Here is a 22,702-nt window from a genome sequence, read left to right on the forward strand (position 1 = left end):
AGAATAGGGCGCCTTCCCCTCCCCCCTGTGGGGAGGGGTTAGGGGTGGGGGTGGTGCAGGAGGCACCGCTGAGCTTTATCCGGCACCACCCCCACCCCCGGCCCCTCCCCACAAGCTTGAGCGATCTCGGGCAAGCCCGGGATCGCCTGGGGAGGGGAGGTGCTTCACTGATAGAAGTTGCTCACTGCAGCAGCTGGAACTTGCCGCCCTTCATCACCAGCACCACCACGCCGGACGTATCCGCCGGGTCGCGGCTGTCGGAGAAGGAGAACGGGCCCATCACGCCGGTGTACTTCACCTTGATCAGCGCGTCCTTGATCTTCTCGGAGTCCGGCGCGCCGGCGGCGTCGATCGCCTTGGCGACGATGAACAGGGTGTCGTAGGCCTGGGCCGCGAACTGGTCGGGCAGGTCGCCGCCGTACTTGTCCTTGAAGGCGTTGACGAAGGCCTGGTTGGCTGCGTCCGGCTTGCCGATGAACCACGGGCTGCCGACCAGCGTGCCGTCCGCCGCCTTGCCGGCGATGTCGCCGAGCTTGGGCGAGTTCAGGCCGTTGCCGCCGATGAAGAACACCTTGTCGGGGATGCCGAGCTGGCGCGCCTGGAGCTCGATGCCCGAGGCCGCCTCGACCAGCGCCGACAGCACGATCGCGTCGGGGTTCAGCGCCTTGATCTTGGTGAGCTGGGCCGAGAAGTCGGAATCCTTCGAGCCGAAGGTCTCGGTCGTCAGGGTCTCGATGCCGAGCTTCTCCAGCCCGGCCTTCATCACGTCGTAGGCCGACTTGGTGAAGGCGTCGTCGTTGCCGTACATCACGGCGACGCGCTTGATGCCGAACTTGTCCTTGGCGGTCTTGAGCGTGACCGGGATGACGTCGGCCTCGGGGAGCGAGGTGCGGAAGACGTAGGGACCGATCGCCGTGATGCCGTTGGCGGTGGTCGAGGTGCCGACGATCGGCACCTTGCGCTCGTTGGCGACGGGGCCGGCGGCGAACATCTCGTTCGACAGGGTGGGGCCGAGGATCAGCGGGACCTTGTCGCGGCCGATCAGCTTGCGGGCGGCGTTGAGCGCCTGCTCCTTGGCGCCGGCCGAGTCCTCGTAGGCGATGGCCAGGGGCCGGCCGCCGAGCACGCCGCTGGCCTTGTTGATGTCGGCGAGCGCCAGGTCGAAGCCGCGCTGGATCGCGATCCCGTAGCGGCTGTTCGGCCCGGTCAGGATCTCGATCGCGCCGAGCTTGACCGGGGTCTTGTCCTGCGCCTGGACGCCGGCCAGGCTGCTTCCCAGCAGCGCCGCCGCGAGCAGCACTCTCCTCGACATCGACCGCATCCCGGTTCCTCCTCGCAACGCCGTTCTCGTTGGGCCAAGACGATTGGTCCGTGCGGCCGGCGGGGGCTCGAAAGCCGGACCGTCGCGCTGGACGAGACAGGCCCTTAAAGCACTGGAGCGCGGCGGTAAATCGATTCCGACGGGACATCACGCGAGAACGGCCCCGCCGGTGGGCGGAGCCGTTCTGACATGCTGCGAAAGGATGACGGTGTCAGAGCGCGCGGTCGAAGCGCAGCTCGCCGGCCTGGCTCTTGATCACCAGCTGCGAGCCGACCAGGTCCCACTGGCCCGAGGTGCGCAGAGCGGTGAAGAACTGCATCTCGGAGGCGCCGACCGTCTTGTCGCAGTTGCGCTTGGTCAGCGCCAGCGGGCCGACCGCCAGGTGCTGCTCCTTGAGCGGGAAGGCGGTCGCCGCGAAGGTGTTGCAGCCGCCGAAGCCGCGGGCGCGGTACTGCTTGTCGATGATGAAGCTCGGCCGCTCGGTGCCCGCGAAGGGCTTGCCGTTGAGGCTCACCGCCGTCCAGGTCGAATCGAGCGGAAAGACCTTCTCGTTGGCCTTCAGCGGCGGGATGTATTGCTGCTGGGCCGGCTTGTCGCGGTTCTTCTGGCCGTAGCCGAGCATGTTCTGCGCCGAAGCCTGCGTGGCCGACGCCAACAGCGCGACGGCACCGGCGGCCAGCGCAACCTGCATCGCCTTCATCGCATTCCCCATTCGTCTTGTCGTGTTGTGGCGGACCGTAGAGAGGGCACCCCGCGCCCGCAACCCTGGCCACGGTCGCGGATGCCCCGTCGCGGCATCTTGCCGACGACTGTTGCATTTATGCGGCAAGCTTGGCCATAATATGGCAGGACTCGCGAAAGCTTGTCGGTGTGGCAACGAATGCCGTGCCCCGCCGTTAGCCAGGACGTCGCCGCGATTGCCGCGCGACGGGACGAGGCACGAGAGAGCAGGGGACGGGTTTCAGTGAACGGCGCAGACGACATCACGGCGGCGCAGCTGCGCCGGGCGCGGGACCTCCTGGGCTGGTCGGAGGACGAGCTGGCCCTGCGCGCCAACGTCGACGCGGACAGCATCCGCCTGTTCGAGGCGGGCCGCTACCCAGCCTCCGCCGGGCAGCGGGCCGCGCTCCGGGGCGCCCTCGTCGCCGCGGGCGTGGAACTGACCGACGGCGCCTATCCGGATGCCCGGCTGCGCCCGGACGACGCGCCGGACAAGGGCATCCACCCGAGCGAGCTCACCACCGAGAATGATCGCTGATCGGCCGGACGACGGCGCTGCCGCTGGCGTGGCGGCGCCCGGGAGGCGATGCCCCTTCGCGCGAGCAGCGCTCGAACGCTGCCATCTTACGTTGCGAAATCCATCGGTCAGATCGATCGGGTTGAGTGGTCGCGGGCTGAATATTGTCCCATGCCGTAATTTTTAACTGTTAGACGTCCAGTCTGCCGGACGGGATATGATGTCCCGTCTGAGGGTAAAATGTTCTCACGACTGAAGATCGCCGCGAAGATCGCGGTGGTGACCTCGCTGCTCTGCGTCATGGCCGGCTTTGCGCTGTGGTACGCGTCGTCTCGTCTGACCGAGATCGGTGCCCGCTACGACCGCTTCGTCGCCCGCGAGAATCGCGGCTTCGCCGGTGCCCGGCACGTGGCCCGGTCCGTGTTCGAGATCGGCTACGCCCTCGACCGGGCCGTGGCGGCGCCGGACGCGGCGGCCCGGCAGCCCTACCTCGCGCAGGTCGACGCGTCGCAGGCGCGGCTGCGGCAGGTCATGGCCGAACTGCCGGCGCAGCTGCCCGCCTTCGCGAGCCGGATCGCCGCCCAGGCCGGCGCGGTCGAGCGCTTCGCCGCCGAGAGCCTGGCGGTGCGCCGGATGATCGAGGCGGGCGAGGCGTCGCGCGCCGCCGCCCAGGTCCGGCAGGTCGTCGATCCGCTGACGAAGACGGCGACCGAGCGCTTCGGCGCCCTCTCGGACGACATCGCCGCCGCCATCGAGGCCGAGGCCGCGGGCCTCGCCGCCGAGACCCGCGCGGCGCAGGGCATGACCCACGCGCTCGGCCTTTGTGCCGTGGCGGCGGGCTTCGTCCTCGCGATGGTCATGTCGGCCTTCGGCATCACCCGGCCGCTGAACCGCCTCATCGCGGCGATGAACCGGATGGCCGAGGGGGAGGTCGAGGCCCGCCTCGTCGAGACGCGGCGCGGCGACGAGGTCGGCGCGGTGGCCCGGGCGGTCGAGGGCATCAAGGCCATGGTGGCCCGCAAGGTGGTGGAGGATGCCGAGCGCGGACAGCAGGCCGTCTCCGCCTCGTCGCAGGAGCGCCGCGGCATGCTGATCGGCCTCGCCGAGGAATTCGAGCGCGAGGTGGGCGGCATCTCCGGAGCGATCGCCTCCGCCTCCGCCCAGCTCCAGGACGCGGCCCGCACGATGAGCTCCACCGCGACCGAATCCGCGGCGCAATCGACCGCCGTGGCCGCGGCGGCCGAGCAGGCGGCGGCGAACGTCCACACCGTGGCGGCGGCGGCGGAAGAACTCGGCTCCTCGGTCCAGGAGATCGGCCGCCAGGTCGACGGCGCCGCCCGCCTCGCCGAGGCCGCGGTCGCGCAGGCCGGCCGCACCGGCGAGGCGGTGCAGGGCCTGAGCCAGGCCGCCGCGCGCATCGGCGACGTCACCGAGATGATCTCGACGATCGCGGCGCAGACCAACCTGCTCGCCCTCAACGCCACGATCGAGGCGGCGCGCGCTGGTGCGGCGGGCCGGGGCTTCGCGGTGGTGGCCGCCGAGGTGAAGGCGCTGGCCGACCAGACCGCGCGGGCGACCGCCGAGATCGCCGGCCAGGTCGGGGCGGTGCGCGATTCGACCGGCACGGTGGTGGCGGCCATCGACGGCATCGCCGGCAGCATCCGCGAGATCAGCGGCGTGTCCGCCTCGATCGCCGCGGCGGTGGAGGAGCAGGACGCGGCGACCCAGGAGATCGTCCGCAACGTGTCCCAGGCCGCCACCGGCACCGGCGAGGTGACGGGCAATATCGGCGGCGTCGCGCAGGCCGCGGAAGGGACCGGCCGCGCCGCGAGCCAGGTCCTCGACACGGCCTCCGGCCTGTCGCGCCAGTCCGACCGTCTGGCCGCCGAGGTGCGCCGCTTCGTCGACACGATCCGGGCGGCGTGACCCGAGCCGCCCGTCCCGGCCCGGGATGGGCGGCAAAAATCCCCTTATGGAAAGCAGCCTTCGTAGGAAAGGATCCCCCGTGGGACGATCCCTCGGGGGCTTCGTCGCGTCAGCCGAGCGCCAGGGCCTTGAGGTCGAAGCCGGGATCCGCCGCCTGCTCGGGCGTCGGGCTGCGGCCGGCCTGGAGCAGGCGCCGGGCGATCATGTGATCGGCCGGGCGGTTGAGCGATTCGACCCCGGCGAGGCGTTCCCCGCGGTAGCAGAACACCGAGACGGCGCCCGAATCCGGGTCGCCCCGGCGCACCGCGTGGTCGTGCGGCTGGCACAGGCCGGCGATCTGGAGCTTGAGCGGGCCCTGGTCGCTCCAGAACCACGGCACCGCCGCGAAGGCGGCAGAGCGCCCGGTGAGGCGGGCGGCGACGCAGCGGGCGCCGTCGACGGCGTTCTGCACCGATTCGATCCGCACCCGCGCGCCGGCGGCATGGGGCGAGGGGAAGCTGGCGCAATCGCCGATCGCCGAGATCGCCGGATCCTCGGTCGCCAGCATCGCGTCGACGGCGATCCCGTTCTCGATCCGCAGACCCGCCGCCTTCGCGAGGTCGTCGTTCGGCAGGATCCCGATGCCGACGAGGACGAGGTCGGCCGCGACCTCGCGGCCGTCCGACAAAGCCACCGCCCGGACGCAGGTGTCCCCGACCAGCCCCGAGACGCCGCTGCCGAACAGGAAGCGCGTGCCGGCCCTGACATGCGAGGCCTCGATCAGCGCCGCCATGCCGGGCGAGACCGAGCGGGCGAGCGGGCGCTCCAGCCCCTCGATCACCGTGACGGGCAGGCCCTGCTGCGCGCAGACCGCCGCGAATTCGAGCCCGATGAAGCCGGCTCCCACCACCGCGACCGCGCGTGACCCGGCGAGCGCCGCCTTCAGGGCCTCGGCCTCGGCGAGGGTCCGCAGCTGGTGCACCCCCGGCAGATCGGCGCCCGGCACCGGTAGCGGCCGGTTGCGCGAGCCGGTCGCCAGGACGAGGTGGTCGTAAGGCAGCGCCTCCCCGGACGCGAGCTGGAGGCGCTGCGCCGTCCGATCGATCGCGACCGCCCGTTCTCCCGCCCGCACCGTCAGCCGGTGCTCTGCGAAGTAGGCCTCCGGCCGCAAGGCGAGACCCGCCGCGTCGGTCTTGCCGAGCATGTAGGCCTTCGACAGGGGCGGCCGGCCGTAGGGCAGGCCGGGCTCCTCGCCGACGAGGGTCACCGGCCCGGCATAGCCGCCCTCTCGTAAGGACGCCCCGAGCTGAAAGCCGGCCTGGCCGGCACCGACCACCACGATTCCGTTCATCGGCAGGACATACCCCGGAAGACGCAGCGGCGTCGAGCTTGGCGCTGCGGCGAGCTTGGGCGCTACCAGGCGACGCAGAGCTTGCCGAAATGGCTCCCGCCCTCCTGGTGGCGGAACGCCTCGGGCAGCGCCTCGAACGCGTAGGTCCGGTCGATCACCGGGCGGATCCCGGTCCGGTCGAGGCCCGCGACGTAGTCCTGCTGCTGGCGCCGGCTGCCGACGATCAGGCCCTGGAGCCGGGTCTGCTTCGCCATCAGGGCCGAGGTCGGGACCTCGCCGGCCCGCCCGGTGAGCACGCCGATCAGCGCGATGTGGCCGCCGACGCGGACCGCCTCGATCGACTGCGCCAGGGTGCCGGGCCCACCGACCTCGACGACGTGGTCGACGCCGACACCGCCGGTCCAGTCGCGCACGCGCCGGCCCCAGTCGGGATTCGTGCGGTAGTTGAGGGTGTGGTCGGCGCCGAGCACCCGCACCCGCTCCAACTTCTCGTCCGAGGAGGAGGTGACGATCACCGCGGCGCCCATCGCCTTGGCGATCTGCAGGGCCGCGATCGAGACGCCGCCGGTGCCGAGCACCAGCACCGTGTCGCCGGCCTTCAGCCCGCCGTCGCCGACGAGGGCGCGCCAGGCGGTGAGCCCGGCGGTGGTGATGGTGGCGGACTCGGCATGGCTCCAGCCGCGCGGCGCGCGGGTGAAGGCGCCGGCCGGCCGGACCGCGTGCGTCACGGCGAAGCCGTCGATCCCGTCGCCGGGCACCTGCGCGAAGGTGCCGACCGGCGCTTGCGGCAGCCCGTCGGCCCAGTGCGGGAAGAAGCAGGAGACGACCGCGTCGCCGGGGGCGAACTCGGTGACGCCCGCGCCCACCGCCTCGACGGTGCCGGCCCCGTCCGACATCAGCACGCGACCGTCCTCGGCGGGCGAGCGCCCGCTCGCCACCAGCAGGTCGTGGAAGTTGAGCGAGGTCGCGCGGATCGCCACCCGGATCTCGCCGCGGCCCGGTTGCCCGGGATCGGGCCGCTCGGCGATCTCGAGCCGGTCGAGGCCGCCGGGTGTGCGGACGACGAAGGCCTGCATTCTGTCCTCCTGGCCGGTTGCGCCGCCTTGCGGGCGGCGGGGTTCGGTGAGGGGGTGCAGTTAGAACATGCGGCGGGGGATTCGAGCGGGGCGGGAGGGGATTTTGAGGGCGCCGCCAAGCCGAACGGCTCGACCACGCATCATGAGCCACCGCCCTTTCCCGGACGACTGGAGCGTCAGCGGAAGGAGATCCGGGATCCAGCGGAAGAAGTGCCGCGTAGCGGCTCTATCTTTGTAACGTTGCAGACATGCGGACGCTTCGCGACTTTTCGCGCTGGATCCCGGATCTCCTTCCGCTTCGCTTCAGTCGTCCGGGAAAGGGGGAGAGTTCTTGATCCGGCTTCTGCTTGCAACGGAGGTGACCGCCCTGGCCTGACGCGGGAGAACGAGGTCAGCCGAGGCCGCTAGGCTTAAGTCCTCAATGCTCCCGCGCCGCCAGCACCGCCTCGGCCCGGATCTCCTCGGTGAGCTGCGCCTTCAGCCGCGAGAACTCGGGGCTCGTCTTGATCGTGTAGTGGCGCGGATGGCCGAGATCGACCGGCACGTCGGCCTTGATCCGCCCGGGGCGGGCGGTCATCACGATCACCCGCGAGGCCATGAAGATCGCCTCTTCGATGTCGTGGGTGACGAAGATCACGGTCTTGCGCTCGCGCTCCCAGATGCCGAGCAGGAGTTCCTGCATCAGCCCGCGGGTCTGGTTGTCGAGCGCGCCGAACGGCTCGTCGAGGAGCAGGATGGCGGGGTCGTTGGCGAGCGCCCGGGCGATGGCGGTGCGCTGCTGCATGCCGCCGGAGAGCTGCTTGGGGTAGTGCCCCTCGAAGCCGCGCAGGCCCACCTTGTCGAGATAGGCCGCGACGGTCTCGCGGCGCTGGTTGATCGGCACGCCGCGCTCGCGCAGGCCGAAGCCGATATTCTCCGCCACCGTCAGCCAGGGAAAGAGGGTGTAGGACTGGAACACCATGCCCCGGTCGGGGCCGGGCCCGCGCACCTCGCGCCCCTCGACCAGGACGCGGCCGGCACTCGGCCGGTCGAGCCCGGCGATGATGCGCAAGAGCGTCGACTTCCCGCAGCCCGAGGGCCCGAGGATGGTGATGAAGTCGTTCTTCGCCACCGTGAGGTCGGTGGGGCTGAGGGCTTGCACGGGCTTGGCGCCGCGGTGGCCGGGGAAGGTCCGCGACACCCCCTCGACCGCGACCTCGATACTGTCCCGCATCAGGCGAGCTTCCAGGGAAACAGGAGCCGGTTGGCCGCCTTGAACAGGAAGTCCGAGACGAGGCCGATCAGCCCGATGACGATGATGCCGAAGATGATCTGGCCGGTGGCGAGCAGCGCCTGGCTCTCGATGATCATGTGGCCGATGCCCGACGAGGAGCCGATCAGCTCGGCGACGATGACGTAGGTCCAGGCCCAGCCGAGCACGAGGCGCAGGATCTCGGCGATCTCCGGGGCGGTCGCCGGGAGGAGCACCCGGCGGATGATGCCGGTGTCGCTGGCCCCCAGCGTGTAGGCTGCCTCGACGAGGTCGCGCCGGACGTTGCCGACCGCGACCGCGATCATCAGGATCAGCTGGAACACCGAGCCGATGAAGATCACGAGGAGCTTCTGCGTCTCGCCGATGCCGGCCCACAGGATCAAGAGCGGCACGAAGGCCGAGGCCGGCAGGTAGCGGGCGAAGGACACGAACGGTTCGAAGAACGCCTCGACCGGCTTGTAGGCGCCCATCATCACGCCGAGCGGCACCGCCACCAGGCAGGCGAGCAGGAAGCCGCCGACCACCCGCCACACCGTGACGCCGATATCCGACAGGAAGTCGAACCGGGTCAGCAGCAGCCAGCCGTCCTGGACCATCGTGACCGGATCGGCCAGGAATGTCTTCGGGACGAGCCCCCCGAGGGTCGCGGCGGCCCAGGCCGCCACGAACAGCACGAAGAAGCTCAGTCCTAAGACGACCTTCGCCGGCCCGCCGACCGGCTGCAGCGGACGCAGGTGCCTCACTCCGAACGCCTCACTGCACGTAGCGGCCGTCGGAGAGCCCGGCGATGTCGGGCTTCTGCCGGATCACCCCGATCTCGAGCAGCAGGTCGGCCGCCTGCTCGGAGAACTTCTGGATCTCGCCGTTGAAGAACGCCTTGTTGGCGGCGCGATCCTGCCAGCGCAGGAACTTTGCCGAGTTGCCGAAGGCCTCGCCGGTCTGCTTCACGTCGGCGCCCATGATCTCGTAGGATTTCTGGGGATCCTTGGCGATCATGTCGAGCGCCTCGAAGTAGCTGTCGGCGAGCGCCTTCGCGGCCTTCGGGTTCTGGTCGAGGAAGTCGGGGGTGCAGCCGAAGGTGTCCATCACCATCGGGTAGTCGAGGGTGGTGGCGATGATCTTGCCGGCCTGCGGCGCGGCGCGCACCGACGACAGATAGGGCTCGTAGGTCATCGCGGCGTCGTTCTGGCCGGCGATGAAGGCCTGCGCGGCCGGTCCCGGCTCGAGGTTGACGACCTTCACGTCCTTGAGCGACAGGCCGTTGGCCTTGAGCATCCAGGCGAGGCCGAAATACGGCGCGGTGCCGGGCACCGAGGCCGCCACGGTCTTGCCCTTCAGATCCTTGATCGCCGCGACGTCGTTGCGGACGGCCAGCCCGTCGGCGCCGTAGGACTTGTCGAGCTGGAAGATCTGCTTCGTCGGCACGCCGTTGGCGTTCCACACCACCCAGGTCTCGACCGTGGTGGCGGCGCATTGCACGTCGCCGGAGCGGATCGCGAGGTGGCGGCTCGCCTGCGGGATCTTCTTCAGCGAGACGTCGAGGCCGTTCTTCTTGAAGATGCCGGCTTCCTTGGCGAGCGTCAGGGGCGCGAAGCCGGTCCAGCCGCTGAGGCCGACCGTTACCTTCGTCTCCTGAGCCTGCACCGGCAGCACCAGCGCGACTGCTCCCACCAAACCTGCGGCAACCGCCCTCATCGTCCCCTCCCGCCTGAGCCTCGCCTGTCGTACCGTCGCCCAGCCTTTGTGTATAGACATAATAGCGGGCAGCCTGCCCGCCGATCCGGCACATCCCCTGCGCTTTCCGCCCCCTGCACCCGAACGCCGCCGCGCGCGTTGTCGGGGCTGACGCGAGAGTCGCGTAAGGAGCAGTCGCATGAGCGGAACAACGCGTCCCACCGTCGTGGTGACCGGCGGCAGCGCCGGCGTCGGGCGCGCCGTCGCGGTCGCCTTCGGGCGCCGGGGCTGGAACGTCGGCATCGTCGCGCGGGGCCGGGCCGGGATCGAGGCGGCGGTCGAGGAGGTGCGGGCGGTCGGCGGCCAGGCGCTCGGCTACCGCGCCGACGTCGCCGACCCGGCGGCTCTCGACCGGGCGGCGGACGCCTTCGCGCAGGAATTCGGCGGCATCGACGTCTGGGTCAACAACGCGATGGTGACGGTCTACGCCGAGGTGGCGGACACGAGCCCGGAGGAGTTCCGGCGCGTCACCGAGGTCACCTATCTCGGCCAGGTCCACGGCACGCTCGCCGCCCTGCGCCACATGAAGGCGTCGGATCGCGGCACCATCGTGCATGTCGGCTCGGCGCTCGCCTACCGGTCGATCCCGCTGCAATCGGCCTATTGCGCCGCCAAGTCGGCGGTGCGCGGCTTCGTCGACAGCCTGCGCACCGAGTTGCTGCACCACCGCAGCCGGATCCGGCTGACCATGGTGCAGCTGCCGGCGGTGAACACGCCGCAATTCGACTGGGCCCGCTCGCGCCTGCCGCGCAAACTGCAGCCTGTGCCACCGATCTTCCAGCCCGAGGCGATCGCCGAGGAGATCGTGCGCGCCGCCCACGACGCGCCGCGCGAACTCTGGATCGGCACCCCGTCCTGGCTCGCGATCTTCGGCGCGCAGGCCGCGCCTGCCTTCAGCGACCATTACCTCGCCCGCCACGGCTATCGCGGCGAGATGACCGCGCAGGCCGCCGAACGCGGCCGGCCCGACAACCTGTTCGAGCCGGTCGATGCCCGGCGGGACCACGGCGCCCGCGGGCGGTTCGACGACCGGGCGAAAGGGAGCGTCGTCGCGGCGGATCCGATGTGGCTGCATATCGGGCTGATCGCCGCAGCCGGGCTGATCGGCGGGAGCGCGCTGGCGGCGGCCCGGCGGAGCGGGCAGCCGTCACGCATCGGCGGATGAGGCCGGCACCCGAACCCTCCCCCGTAGAAGCCGGGCTGTCCAGGAAAAGAACGAGCGCAGGTCCCCCCTCTCCCGTTTGGGAGAGGGGCTGGGGGGATCGAAGATCCCGCGTGAGGGTGGCTCGGCTTCCGCAATGACCCTGAACCGTCGAGCTGCGCAGCTCGACCGTTGGCAGTTTATCCTGAACCGAGCCACCCTGCGCGATCTTCGATCGCCCCTACCCCTCTCCCACTCGGGAGAGGGGATCCCGCGGTTGATTCTAAAGGGTTTTCCCCGAAAGACCCTGCCGCAGAGGGGGGGCAGATACGCATCACCGCACGGGTCCCGCCCCCGGCCCCGTGCGGATCGCCCACAGCTCCGTCGGCAGGCTGATCGGGGCGCCGGGCTTGTAGTCGGCCGAATCCTGGATGTGCGAGGTGGTGACGTAGATCGTGCCGTCCGGTCCCTCGCTGAAGGTGTCGGGCCAGCGCAGCTGCCTGTCCTGGACCAGGGTGGTCAGCCCGCCGCCGGCCTGCGCGAGGTCGCGCACCTTGACCGCGTCGTCCTGCGGCGAGGTCACGTACATCCGGCCGTCCTTGCGCGCGATCAGCAGGCCGTCCGCCGGCCCGTTCTCGCCGACCGCGACGACCTTGCCGCCCAGCGTCCGGTCGGTCAGCATCTCGGGCACCACGGACGCGGTGGCCCAGCCGGTCAGCGCGTCGGTCGGCAGGCTGTAGAGCGTCTTGCCCTTGATCGCCTGCCAGTACAGCGTCTTGCCATCGGGGGAGAGCGCGATGCCGTCGGCCGAAAAGCTGACGCCGCGCCCATCCGGCCGGCGCAGCGGCTGGCCGTCGGCGGTCACGGTCACACTCTTGTCCGGCATGGTCGTGGGATGGCCGGAGAGGACGCGCCGCGCCGCCCCGCCGTCGAGGTCGACGACGATCAGGGCGCCCTCGGCGCCGGAATCGGTGAGGTAGGCGGTCTTGCCGTCCGGCGAGATCCGCACGTCGTTGATGTAGGAGGCCTGCAGCACGGTGCTCGCGTCGAACGGGATCGTCTTGACCACCTGGTTGGTCTTGAGATCGATGCCGACGAGCTTCGGCCCGTCCTTGATCACCGCCCCCATCGCGGGGGCGGCGGCATCCACCACCCAGAGTCGATCCTGGGCGTCGGCCACCACGCTCTGCACGCAGACGAAGTGGGTCCTGGGGTCGATCTCGTCCTGCTTGGCGTTGCGCCAGGAGTTCCAGCCGGCATCCGGATAGGGCACCGGCTTGCCGTCCTTCAGCTCGGCCACCGAGACCGGGGCATCCTCGCTCCAGCGCGGGAAGTTGACGAAGATCCGGCCGTCGCGTGCCACCGTGACGCCGGTGACCTGATGGTCGAAGCTCGCGACCTTGTCGAGGCGGGGGCTCGCTCCCTGCGCCAGGGCCGCCGGCGCGGCGCCGGCCAGGAGAAGCAGGGCGAGCCCGAGGCGGGCGCCGGTAGGGTGCAACATCGAAACAACTCTCCGTCCGGGCGGTCGCCCGGACGGTGAACGCAGCGGAACCCCGCCAAGGTCCCGGGGAGCATTTTTACCCTGTGGTCGTCCGCCCCGGCCCGTAGCCGGCGGGCGGGCGCGAGCCGAGATGGGAGCGCAGGGTGCGGCCCTCGTACTGGTCACGGAACAGGCCGCGGCGGCGCAGTTCCGGCAGGACCAGCTCGATGAAGTCGTCGAGCCCGCCCGGCAGGGTCGGGGGCATGATGTTGAAGCCGTCGGCGCCCCCGGCGCGGAACCGCGCCTCCATCTCGTCAACGATCTGCGCCGGCGTGCCGACGATCTGCGAGTGGCCCCGGGCGCCGGCGATGCGCAGGTAGAGCTGGCGGAGCGTCAGGCCCTCGCGGCGGGCGAGATCCAGCATCAGCTGCTGGCGCGATTTTCCGCCCTCGGTCGCGGGCAGCTCCGGCACCGGGCCCTCGGGATCGAAGCCCGAGAGGTCGTGGCCGACCATGCGGCTCAAGAGCGCCAGCCCCACCACCGGGTCGATCAGCGCCTGCAGCTCCTCGAACTTGTCCCGCGCCTCCGACTCGGTGCGGCCGACGACCGGAAAGAGCCCCGGCATCACCTTGAGGTCGTCGGGGGAGCGGCCGAAGCGGGCCATGCGGCCTTTCAGGTCGCGGGCGAAGTCCACCGCCTCGTCGAGGGTCTGGTTGGCCGTGAACACGATCTCGGCGGTGCGTGCCGCCAGGTCCCGGCCCGGCCCCGACGAGCCGGCCTGGACCAGCACCGGCTGGCCTTGCGGCGTGCGCGGGATGTTGAGCGGGCCGCGGACCTCGAAATGCGTGCCGTGATGGTCGAGGGGCCGGAAGCCGTCGGGCTTCGAGAACTGGCCCGACGCCTTGTCGATCACGACCGCGTCGTCGTCCCAGGTGTTCCAGAGACCCAGCACCACGTCGACGAACTCCTCCGCCCGCTCGTAGCGGTCGGCGTGGCGGGCGATCCGGTCATTGCCGAAATTCGCCGCTTCGAGGTCGGTGGCGGAGGTGACGAGGTTCCAGCCGGCCCGGCCGCCGCTGAGGTGGTCGAGGGAGGCGAAGCGGCGGGCGACGTTGTAGGGCTCGTTGAAGCTCGTCGAGGTGGTGGCGACGAGGCCGATCCGGCTCGTGACCGCAGCGAGCGCCGAGAGCAGGGTGACGGGCTCGAAATGCGCCGAGCGGGCGGTGCGCTCGCTCGAGCGCAGGTCGGCGTCGCGGATGCCGGTGCCGTCCTCGAGGAAGATCAGGTCGAACTTCGCCGCTTCCGCCCGCTTGGCCCAGCCGACATAGCGGTCGAGGACAAGGCCGCCATCGGCCTCGCTCGACGGGTGGCGCCAACCGGCGACGTGGTGGCCGGTGGCGTAGAAGAAGGCGCCGAGGCGCATCGTACCGTCAGTCATCGCTCCCCCGAGGTATCGGGACCCTGTCGTCGGATCTAGCGCCGGGCGCGCGATCTGCCCGTCACCCTCGCGCGACCGCGTCGAGCGCCCGGGCTAGGTCTCCCAGAAGATCCTCCTCCGCCTCCAGCCCGACCGAGAGCCGCACCAGCCCGTCGCCGACGCCGGCCCGCTCCCGGGCCTCCGGGTCCATCGCCGCGTGGGTCATGGTCACCGGGTGGGCGATCAGGCTCTCGACCCCGCCGAGGGACTCGGCCAGGCTGAAGATCCGGAGCGCCCCGACGAGCCGGCGCACCGCCTCGCGCCCGCCGGCGAGCTCGGCGCTCAGCATCGCCCCGAAGCCGCGCTGCTGGTCCTTGGCGACGGCGTGGCCGGGATGGCCTTCCAGGCCCGGATAGTAGACGCGGGCGATCGCCGGATGCGCGTCGAGGAAGGCGGCGACCGCCGCGGCGTTGCGGCTCTGGCGCTCGATGCGGGGAAACAGCGTGCGCACGCCGCGTAGGGTGAGGTAGGCGTCGAAGGGCGAGCCGGTGACCCCGACGGTGTTGGCCCAGGCGGCGAGCTCGTCGCCCAGGGCGGCGTCGGCGGCGATCACCGCGCCGCCGATCACGTCCGAATGGCCGTTGATGAACTTGGTGGTCGAGTGGACGACGAGGTCGGCCCCGAGCGCCAGCGGCTGCTGCAAAGCCGGGGACAGGAAGGTGTTGTCGACGACGAACAGCGCACCCGCCGCCTTGGCGAGCGCGGCCACGCGGCGGACATCCGTGATGCGCATCAGCGGGTTGCTGGGCGTCTCGGTGAGGACGATCCGGGCGCCTTCACTGAGCGCGGCCCTCAGCGCCCCCTCGTCGGTCTGGTCGACGAAGGCGACGCGGTAGTGGCCCCGCGCCGCGCGCATCGACAGCAGCCGGTGGGTGCCGCCGTAACAATCGTGCGGCGCCACCAGGAGGTCGCCGGGGCGCAAGGGGGAGAGGGCGAGGTCGAGGGCCGCCATGCCGCTGGACATCACCACCGCGCGGGCGCCGCCCTCCAGCTTCGCCAGGGTATCGGCGAGCTGGTCGCGGGTCGGGTTGCCGAGGCGGGCATAGTCGTAGGCCCGGGCCTTCTCGAACTCCGCGAAGGTGTAGGTCGTCGAGAGGTAGAGCGGCGGGGTCACCGCGCCGAAGGCCGTGTCCGTCCCGATCCCGTTCGCGGCGGCGATCGTCTCCGCCCGCCTGTGCTCGTTCGCCAAGTCCTGATCGGGCACGTCGTTCTCTCCCGCTCGCGCGCTGCGTCCGTTTCGTTCTTTATGAAGAACGAAACGGACGATCAACGAAAAAGCGTTCGGAGCGGCGAATAGAAGTGCTATTTCAGCCCGAAGCCGCGGCGCTCCAGGATGCCGCGCAGGCGATCGCGGCCGCTGAGCGAGCCGGGCCCGCGCACCCGCTCGAGCGCGGCCCCGCTCCAGCCGACTTCCGGCATCCGCTGCCCGGCCTGGAAGCCGACCATCGCGGCGTCGTAGGCCGCGATCGGACCGCCCGCGAGGGCGGGATCGTAGCGGCCGCGATGCAGCACCACCTCCTGCGGCAGGCGCGGCTTGACCGCGGCCGGCCGCTCTGGATCGGGCCAGCCGACGCAGTGGCCGAACACCGCCAGCACGTTCGGCGGCAGGCCGAGGAGGTCGGCCACCGCCTCCGGATCGTTGCGCAGGGCCCCGATATAGACCGAGCCGAGGCCGAGGGATTCGAGCGCCACGGTGGCGTTCTGGGCCGCGAGCGCGGCATCGACCACGCCGACCATCAGCATCTCGAGGTAGTCGAGCCCCTCCGTCGGCGCGTCCCGGTCGCGCCCGAGCGCGCCGAGGCGCGACAGGTCGGCGAGCCAGACCAGGACCAGCGGCGCCTCGACGACGTGGCGCTGGCCGCGCGCCACCTCGGACAAGCGGCGCTTCGTTGCCGGATCCTCGACCGCGACGACGCTCCAGGTCTGGAGGTTGGACGAGCTCGGCGCCGATTGCGCCGCGGCGACGAGCGTTTCCAGGGTGCCGTCGGGGAGCGGGTCGGGCCGGAACGCCCGCACCGTGCGGTGGGCGAGGAGGCCCGCGATGACCTCGTTCCAGGCGATGTCGAGGGCCGTCTCCGCGCCGTACCGCGCCCTCAGGGCGTCGCCCCGTCCCGTCTCGCTCATGCGACCCTCGCCCGTTCCCGCTGCCCCGGGCGGAGTAGTACACGAACTTCATTGACTAACCAGGGCGGCGATCCCAGATCGGGGCGGCGCGGCCGCACGGGCCAGCACGGGGAGCCCGACATGGCGCGACACCGCAGGCTTCATCTCGGCGCCTTCATGCGCCCGGTCGGCATCCACACCGCCTGGTGGCGCTATCCGGGCGGCCTGCCGGACGCCAACTTCAATTTTCGCCACCTCGCCCGGTTCGCGCGCGAGCTGGAGGCGGCGAAGTTCGACGCCTTCTTCATGGCCGATCACCTCGCGGTGCTGAACATGCCGGTCGAGGCGCTCAAGCGCTCGGCCACCGTGACCTCGTTCGATCCCGCGACGCTGCTGCCGGCGCTCGCCGTGGTCACCGAGCGGATCGGGCTCGTCGCCACGGCCTCGACCACCTACGACCAGCCGTTCCACGTCGCCCGGCGCTTCGCCTCGCTCGATCACCTAAGCAACGGCCGCGCCGGCTGGAACGTGGTGACGACCTCGAACCCGGATGCCGCGAAGAATTTCGGCCTGGAGCACCATCCCGAGCACGCCGACCGCTACGACCGGGCGCACGAATTCGTCACGGTGGTGAAGGGCCTGTGGGATTCATTCGCCGACGACGCCTTCCTGCGCGACGTCGCGAGCGGGATCTTCTTCGACCCCGACAAGATGCACGTCCTCGACCACCAGGGACCCCACCTCTCGGTGCGCGGACCCCTCAACGTCGCCCGGCCGGTCCAGGGCTGGCCGGTGATCGTGCAGGCGGGCGCGTCCGAGGCCGGGCGCCAGCTCGCCGCCGAGACCGCCGAGGTGATCTTCGGGGCCGCCGCCAGCCTCGAGGACGGGCGGCGATTCGCCGAGGACGTGCGCGGCCGCATGGTCGCGGCGGGCCGCGATCCCGACCATCTCAAGATCCTGCCGGCCTGCTTCGTGGTGGTCGGCGACTCGGTGGAGGAGGCGCGCGAGAAGCGCGCGCATCTCGACGGCCTGGTGCACGAGGCGAGCGCCATCGCCGCCCTGTCGATCGCGCTCGGCGTCGATGCCTCGGCCTTCGATCCCGACGGTCCGCTGCCGGAGATCCCGGAGAGCAATCAGTCGAAGACCGGGCGCGAGCGGGCGATCACGCTGGCGCGCCGCGAGGGCCTGACCGTCCGCCAGCTGGCGCAGCGCCTCGGCGGCTATGCGGGCCTCGCGATGGTCGGCACGCCCGAGACCATCGCCGACGAGATGCAGGCCTGGCTCGAGGCCGGGGCGAGCGACGGCTTCAACGTCATGGTCTCGGATGTGCCGCAGGGGCTCGAGGACGTCACCCGCAAGGTGGTGCCGGAGCTGCAGCGCCGCGGCCTGTTCCGCACCGAGTACGAGGGCACGACCCTGCGCGAGCATCTCGGCCTGCCCCGGCCGGAGAACCGGTTCTTCGCCGGGGCGGGCGGGTGAGACCTACTTCGAACTGAACACCTGCACCATGGCGGGGGTGAGGATCACCACGAACAGCACCGGCAGGAAGAACAGGATCATCGGCACGGTGAGCTTCGGCGGCAGGGCGGCGGCCTTCTTCTCGGCCTCGTTCATGCGCTGGTCGCGGCTCTCCTGGGCCAGCACCCGCAGGGCCTGGCCGATCGGGGTGCCGTAGCGCTCGGCCTGAATCAGCGCCGTGGTGACGTTCTTGACTGATTCGAGCCCGGTGCGGTGGGCGAGGTTCTCGTAGGCGACGCGCCGGTCGGTGAGATAGGCCAGTTCGGCGGTGGTGAGCGCCATCTCCTCGGCCAGCGTCATGCACTGGTTGGCGATCTCGACGCCGACGCGCCGGAACGCCGCCTCGATCGCCATGCCGGATTCGACGCAGATCAGCAGGAGGTCGAGCGTGTCCGGCCAGTTGCGCTGGATCACCGCCCGGCGCTTGGAGGTCTGGTTGCGCAGGAAGACCTCCGGCGCCTTGATGCCGAGATAGACCGCCACCACCACCATTCCGAAGCGGATCAGCGCCGGCTGGTCCACCACCTCGATCACGAACAGGTAGAACACCGACAGGACGAAGAAGGCGATCGGCATCACCAGGCGGAAGAACAGGAACGCGATCTCGGCCTGCGGGCCGCGATAGCCCGCCATCATCAGGCTGTTCTTGGCGTTCTCGGTGCCGAGCCAGTCGTCGAGGCGCAGGCGCTCGACCACGCGCTTCATGTAGGCCTTGGGCTCCTGGCGCAAGGACGCCTTCTGGTTCAGGCGCTCGCGCTCGCGCAGGCGGATGCGGTCGCGCTCCTTGCCCACCGCCTTGAGGCGGTGGCGGAGCCGGTCGGGCTCCAGCAGCGCCTGGGCCAGGGTGAAGACTGTGGCCGCCGCCGCCACCGCCGCGAGGGCCGCGCCGAGGAGGTATGGATCGGCCAGCTGATACAGGAACTGCATGCGCCGCCTCCTGGAGCGTCGGGGATGCCGGAAGTGTCGGGAAGGCGGGTCCGGAACGGCGCCGCGCTCATACCAACGGCCGTTGAAAACGACCTTTGGTTCTGCTCTCGAATTTTCGTCAAGCCTCTGGCTTGGCATCGAAAATTCGAGATGGATCAATGGCCCCGTCGATCTCGGGCTTGCTCGAGATCGACGGGGCCATTGGTATCAGATGTCGAAGCGGATCATCTTGCTCATCACGAACACGCCGATGAGCATCCACACGGCGGAGCAGGCCAGCGCCACGTGGCCGATCGTGGTGGTCCAGAGCAGCGAGATGTAGTCGGGGCTGGTGACGTAGGCGAGGAGGCCGACCACGAAGGGCAGCGAGGCGATGATCGCCGCCGAGGCCTTGGCCTCCATGCTCACCGCCTTGACCTTGTCGGCCATCTTGCGCCGGTCGCGCAGCACCCGCGAGAGGTTGCCCAGGGCCTCCGACAGGTTGCCGCCGGATTTCTGCTGGATGCCGATCACGATGGCGAAGAAATTCGCCTCCGGCACCGGCATCCGCTCGTAGAGGCGCCCGACCGCATCGCCGAGCGAGATGCCCAGCGCCTGGGCCTCGATCATCGCCCGGAACTCGCCCTTGACCGGCTCCCGGGCCTCGCGGGCGATGATGCGCAGGCAGTCGCCGACGGGGAGGCCGGAGCGGATGCCGCGCACGATCACGTCCATGGCGTTGGGCAGTTCGAGGATGAAGCGGGTCATCCGGCGCTGGCGCAGGTAGGAGAGCAGCCAGCGCGGCACGCCGAGGCCCGCCGCGAAGGCGAGGCCGGCCGCCATCAGCAGGTCGCCGCTCATCAGCAGGCCGAAGACGCCGACGAAGAGGCCGCCGAGCGCGCTGAACACGCAGAACTGGACCTTGGAGATCGACAGCCCCGCCTGGGTCAGCCGCAATTCGAGGCTGACGCGGCTCTTCTTCTCCTTGTCCTCGATCTCCTTCAGGCTCTTGGCCACCTGGTCGCGCCGGCTCACCGCCTGGACGCGCTCGACCGCCTGGCGCTGGCCGACCAGGGATTGCTGGCGCTTGGCAGCCCGGGCCTCGCTCGGCAGGAGCGGTACCACCACGGCGGAGGCGAGCGCCGCCGCGCTTGCCGCGAGCAGGCCCGCCGCGATCACCGCCTCGACGTCCATCACCCCCGCCCTCCAGCAGAGCCCCCTTCGATCGCGTTGCGATCGAAGGGGGCTCCGGGTCTTTGACTTTGCCGCATTGTCTTCGACGAACCGGTGTCCACTTCGCCGGACAATGCTCGGGCCGGAACGCGCCCCACCGCGTCGCGGGACGTCATGCCGTCTCCTCCACGCGCACCTCGGCGGCGTCGAGGGCGGCGGCGAGCGCCCGGTCCTCGCCGTAGTAGCGCGCCCGCTCCCAGAAGCGCGGCCGGCCGATGCCGGTCGAGCGGTGGCGGCCGATCAGCTTGCCGTTCTGGTCCTCGCCGACGACGTCGTAGACGAACAGGTCCTGGGTCGTGATGACGTCGCCCTCCATCCCCATCACCTCGGTGATGTGGGTGATGCGCCGCGACCCGTCGCGCAGGCGGGCGGCCTGGACGACGACGTCGATCGACCCGGCGATCATCTCGCGCAGGGTCTTGGAGGGCAGGCTGAAGCCGCCCATCGAGATCATCGACTCGATGCGGCCCAGGCACTCGCGCGGCGAGTTGGCGTGCAGCGTACCCATCGAACCGTCATGGCCGGTATTCATCGCCTGGAGGAGGTCGAAGGCCTCCGGCCCGCGCACCTCGCCGACGATGATCCGTTCGGGCCGCATGCGCAGGCAGTTCTTGATCAGGTCGCGCATCGAGACCGCGCCCTGGCCCTCGAGGTTCGGCGGCCGCGTCTCGAGGCGCACGACGTGCGGCTGCTGCAATTGCAGCTCGGCCGCGTCCTCGCAGGTGATGATGCGCTCGTCGTCGTCGATGTAGCGGGTGAGGCAATTGAGAAGCGTGGTCTTGCCCGAGCCGGTGCCGCCCGAGACCACCACGTTGCAGCGCACCCGCCCGATGATCTGCAGAATCTTGGCGCCCTCGGGCGAGATCGAGCCGAAGCGCACGAGCTGGTCGAGGGTGAGCTTGTCCTTCTTGAACTTGCGGATGGTGAGCGCCGGGCCGTCGATGGCGAGCGGCGGCGCGATCACGTTGACGCGCGATCCGTCCGGCAGGCGGGCGTCGCAGATCGGCGAGGATTCGTCGACCCGGCGGCCGACCTGGCTGACGATCCGCTGGCAGATGTTCATCAATTGCTGATTGTCGCGGAAGCGCACCGCGGTCATCTGGATCTTGCCGCCGACCTCGATGTAGGTCCGGTTGGCGCCGTTCACCATCACGTCGGCGATGTCGTCGCGGGCGAGCAGGGGCTCCAGCGGCCCGTAGCCGAGCACGTCGTTGCAGATGTCGTCGAGCAGCTCCTCCTGCTCGGCGATCGACATCACGACGTTCTTGAGGCCGATGATCTCGATGACGATGTCGCGGATCTCCTCCCGCGCCGCGTCCGGCTCGAGCCGGGCGAGCTGGGTGAGGTCGATCGCCTCGATCAGCGCGCCGAAGATCATGCTCTTCGTGCGGTAATACTCGTCGGAGCGGCCGTTCTCCACGGGCACCGGGGCCTCGCGGGAGGCGGCGAGGGAGGCGTTCAGCGGGGCGGTCTCGGCCCGCTTGCCGTCCTGGAAGACCGGCGCGGCCGCCTCGGTGAGCACCGGGGCGGGGCCGGCGGGGCGCGGGGCCGGCGCCTTCTGCGCGGTCGCTCCGGGTCTCCTGCCGAACATGGATCAGCGACACCTTCTCGGAAACGGGCGACGGGACGGGGCGGGAGGGGAGAGGCTCACGACGCCTTGCGGCGGGCGAGCCGGGCCAGCAGCGGTTCCAGGATGTTCCCGCGGCCGCGGCGGATCTCGGCGCGGCCCGTGAGGGATCCGGCGAGCTCGCTTAAGGTCTCCGTGACCTTGGCGCCGGGCTGCACCTCGGCCAGCATCTGGCCATTATTGGCCGCGGTGCCGAACAGGGCGGGCTCGAACGGCACCGTGGCGGCCACCGGCGCGTCGAGGGCCTTGGCGAATTCCGCCACGGCGATCTCGGGGCGCTTGGGCATCCCGACCCCGTTGAGGACGAGGCGCGGCATGCGGTCGTGCGGCCGCGACTGCCGCAGCACCTCGAACAGGTTGCGGGCGTTGCGCAGCGAGGTGAGGTCGGGGCCGGCCACTACCACGATCTCGTCGGCGCCGATCAGCATCCGCCGGCACCAGGCCGACCAGGCATGCGGCACGTCGAGCACGATGCAGGGCACGCTCGTCCGCAGGACGTCGATCACCCCGTCGAAGGCGCCCTCGACGAAGTCGGTCGGGCGGTCGAGGGTCGCGGGCGCGGCGAGCAGGCTCAGGTTGTCGGTGCATTTCGACAGGAGCCGGTCGACGAAGTTCGCGTCGACCCGGTCGGGCGCGAACACCGCCTCGGCCACCCCCTGCGGCGGGTCCTGGTTGAAGTTGAGCCCCGCGGTGCCGAAGGCGATGTCGAGGTCGGCGATCACCGTCGCGGTGGCGTAGTCGCGGGCCACCGCCCAGGCGATGTTGTGGGCGAGCGTCGAGGCACCGACGCCGCCCTTGGCGCCGACCACCGCGATGGTCCGCCCCAGGGGCTCGGCGGCGGGATCGCAGAACAGCTCGGAGATCGCCGCGATCACCGTGACGGGATCGATCGGCGCGATCAGGTACTCGCTCACGCCGCGGCGGATGAACTCGCGGTAGAGCACGACGTCGTTGACGTGGCCGACCACCACCACCTTGGTGCCGGAATCGCAGACCTCGGCCAGGCTGTCGAGGGCGGCGAGCGGGTTGCCCCGGGACGCGCCGAGCTCCACCATGAGGACGTTCGGGGTCGGCGCGCCGCGATAGGCCTCGACGGCGGCGGGCGCGCCGCCCATCTGGACGCGCGTATGCGCCTTCTGCATCCGCCGGTCGCCGGCGGCCGCCTCGATCACCGCCGCGACCTCGCCGGACTCGCAGAAGGCCTGCACGGTGATGCGGGGAACCGGGGTGATGACCCGGCCGGCGGGCTCGCCGCTCGGCTCAGACATGGCGCGTCGCTCCCCGCGAGGCGGCTCCCGGCGCGGGACGCCGTCCCTCGCCGGACCGGGCCCGGCCGGCGCC

19 protein-coding genes are annotated in these 22,702 nt (G+C 70.8%); 4 read left to right on the top strand and 15 right to left on the bottom strand.

Features of this window, described 5'->3' with window-relative positions:
• Positions 1–181 precede the first annotated feature (181 nt).
• Both DK412_RS07890 and DK412_RS07895 read right to left on the bottom strand, forming a co-directional pair.
• Positions 182–1,312, bottom strand: coding sequence for an ABC transporter substrate-binding protein (locus tag DK412_RS07890; protein ID WP_245447469.1), 1,131 nt, complete (start codon positions 1,310–1,312; stop codon positions 182–184).
• A gap of 220 nt (positions 1,313–1,532) precedes the next feature.
• On the bottom strand, positions 1,533–2,021 hold the full coding sequence (locus tag DK412_RS07895) for an META domain-containing protein (RefSeq protein WP_109975126.1): 489 nt from the start codon (positions 2,019–2,021) through the stop codon (positions 1,533–1,535).
• A 264-nt stretch (positions 2,022–2,285) separates the two neighbouring features.
• Here DK412_RS07895 and DK412_RS07900 point away from each other — a divergent pair, with 264 nt between their 5' ends.
• A complete protein-coding gene (locus DK412_RS07900; protein WP_245447470.1) occupies positions 2,286–2,579 on the top strand; it encodes a transcriptional regulator in 294 nt (97 codons plus the stop codon).
• Between the two features lie 219 nt (positions 2,580–2,798).
• Positions 2,799–4,484, top strand: coding sequence for a HAMP domain-containing methyl-accepting chemotaxis protein (locus tag DK412_RS07905; RefSeq protein WP_109971504.1), 1,686 nt, complete (start codon positions 2,799–2,801; stop codon positions 4,482–4,484).
• A gap of 109 nt (positions 4,485–4,593) precedes the next feature.
• Here the strand turns inward: DK412_RS07905 and DK412_RS07910 are convergent, their stop codons facing one another.
• The 5 genes from DK412_RS07910 to DK412_RS07930 all read right to left on the bottom strand — a co-directional run bounded on the left by DK412_RS07910 (position 4,594) and on the right by DK412_RS07930 (position 9,837).
• Positions 4,594–5,814: an FAD-dependent oxidoreductase gene (locus DK412_RS07910; protein WP_109971505.1), complete on the bottom strand. Its 1,221-nt coding sequence runs from the start codon at positions 5,812–5,814 to the stop codon at positions 4,594–4,596.
• Between the two features lie 62 nt (positions 5,815–5,876).
• On the bottom strand, positions 5,877–6,890 hold the full coding sequence (locus DK412_RS07915) for an NAD(P)-dependent alcohol dehydrogenase (RefSeq protein ID WP_109971506.1): 1,014 nt from the start codon (positions 6,888–6,890) through the stop codon (positions 5,877–5,879).
• Positions 6,891–7,308: 418 nt separating this feature from the next.
• Positions 7,309–8,103 (bottom strand): ABC transporter ATP-binding protein, encoded by a 795-nt coding sequence (locus tag DK412_RS07920; RefSeq protein ID WP_109971507.1) that lies wholly within the window; start codon positions 8,101–8,103, stop codon positions 7,309–7,311.
• Positions 8,103–8,876 (bottom strand): ABC transporter permease, encoded by a 774-nt coding sequence (locus DK412_RS07925; RefSeq protein WP_109975128.1) that lies wholly within the window; start codon positions 8,874–8,876, stop codon positions 8,103–8,105. The genes DK412_RS07920 and DK412_RS07925 overlap by 1 nt, the downstream gene beginning before the upstream one ends.
• 19 nt (positions 8,877–8,895) lie before the next feature.
• Positions 8,896–9,837, bottom strand: coding sequence for an ABC transporter substrate-binding protein (locus DK412_RS07930; RefSeq protein ID WP_109971508.1), 942 nt, complete (start codon positions 9,835–9,837; stop codon positions 8,896–8,898).
• A gap of 178 nt (positions 9,838–10,015) precedes the next feature.
• Between DK412_RS07930 and DK412_RS07935 the strand changes: the two genes are divergently transcribed.
• Positions 10,016–11,041, top strand: coding sequence for an SDR family oxidoreductase (locus DK412_RS07935; protein WP_109971509.1), 1,026 nt, complete (start codon positions 10,016–10,018; stop codon positions 11,039–11,041).
• Between the two features lie 310 nt (positions 11,042–11,351).
• On the opposite strand, the gene DK412_RS07940 is transcribed toward DK412_RS07935, so the two are convergent.
• From DK412_RS07940 to DK412_RS07955, 4 genes are all read right to left on the bottom strand, one after another.
• Positions 11,352–12,518 (bottom strand): L-dopachrome tautomerase-related protein, encoded by a 1,167-nt coding sequence (locus DK412_RS07940; RefSeq protein WP_109971510.1) that lies wholly within the window; start codon positions 12,516–12,518, stop codon positions 11,352–11,354.
• A gap of 76 nt (positions 12,519–12,594) precedes the next feature.
• Positions 12,595–13,935: an LLM class flavin-dependent oxidoreductase gene (locus DK412_RS07945; RefSeq protein WP_109971511.1), complete on the bottom strand. Its 1,341-nt coding sequence runs from the start codon at positions 13,933–13,935 to the stop codon at positions 12,595–12,597.
• A 61-nt stretch (positions 13,936–13,996) separates the two neighbouring features.
• Positions 13,997–15,163: a cystathionine gamma-synthase gene (gene metB, locus DK412_RS07950; protein ID WP_109975129.1), complete on the bottom strand. Its 1,167-nt coding sequence runs from the start codon at positions 15,161–15,163 to the stop codon at positions 13,997–13,999.
• 113 nt (positions 15,164–15,276) lie between these two features.
• A complete protein-coding gene (locus tag DK412_RS07955) occupies positions 15,277–16,098 on the bottom strand; it encodes an NADPH-dependent oxidoreductase (RefSeq protein ID WP_109971512.1) in 822 nt (273 codons plus the stop codon).
• 120 nt (positions 16,099–16,218) lie between these two features.
• Here DK412_RS07955 and DK412_RS07960 point away from each other — a divergent pair, with 120 nt between their 5' ends.
• Complete coding sequence (locus DK412_RS07960; protein WP_109971513.1) at positions 16,219–17,556, top strand: LLM class flavin-dependent oxidoreductase; 1,338 nt, start codon at positions 16,219–16,221, stop codon at positions 17,554–17,556.
• A gap of 3 nt (positions 17,557–17,559) precedes the next feature.
• Here the strand turns inward: DK412_RS07960 and DK412_RS07965 are convergent, their stop codons facing one another.
• The 4 genes from DK412_RS07965 to DK412_RS07980 form a co-directional block, all read right to left on the bottom strand.
• Positions 17,560–18,522, bottom strand: a complete 963-nt coding sequence (locus DK412_RS07965) for a type II secretion system F family protein (protein ID WP_109971514.1) — start codon at positions 18,520–18,522, stop codon at positions 17,560–17,562.
• 207 nt (positions 18,523–18,729) lie between these two features.
• Positions 18,730–19,695, bottom strand: coding sequence for a type II secretion system F family protein (locus DK412_RS07970; protein ID WP_109971515.1), 966 nt, complete (start codon positions 19,693–19,695; stop codon positions 18,730–18,732).
• A 151-nt stretch (positions 19,696–19,846) separates the two neighbouring features.
• The gene (locus DK412_RS07975) at positions 19,847–21,325 is read right to left on the bottom strand and encodes a CpaF family protein (RefSeq protein WP_109971516.1); all 1,479 of its coding nucleotides are present in this window, start codon (positions 21,323–21,325) and stop codon (positions 19,847–19,849) included.
• Between the two features lie 56 nt (positions 21,326–21,381).
• On the bottom strand, positions 21,382–22,629 hold the full coding sequence (locus DK412_RS07980) for an AAA family ATPase (protein WP_109971517.1): 1,248 nt from the start codon (positions 22,627–22,629) through the stop codon (positions 21,382–21,384).
• Between the last annotated feature and the right edge of the window lie 73 nt (positions 22,630–22,702).

Origin of the sequence: Methylobacterium sp. 17Sr1-1, assembly GCF_003173775.1 — a bacterium.
Classification (GTDB): domain Bacteria; phylum Pseudomonadota; class Alphaproteobacteria; order Rhizobiales; family Beijerinckiaceae; genus Methylobacterium.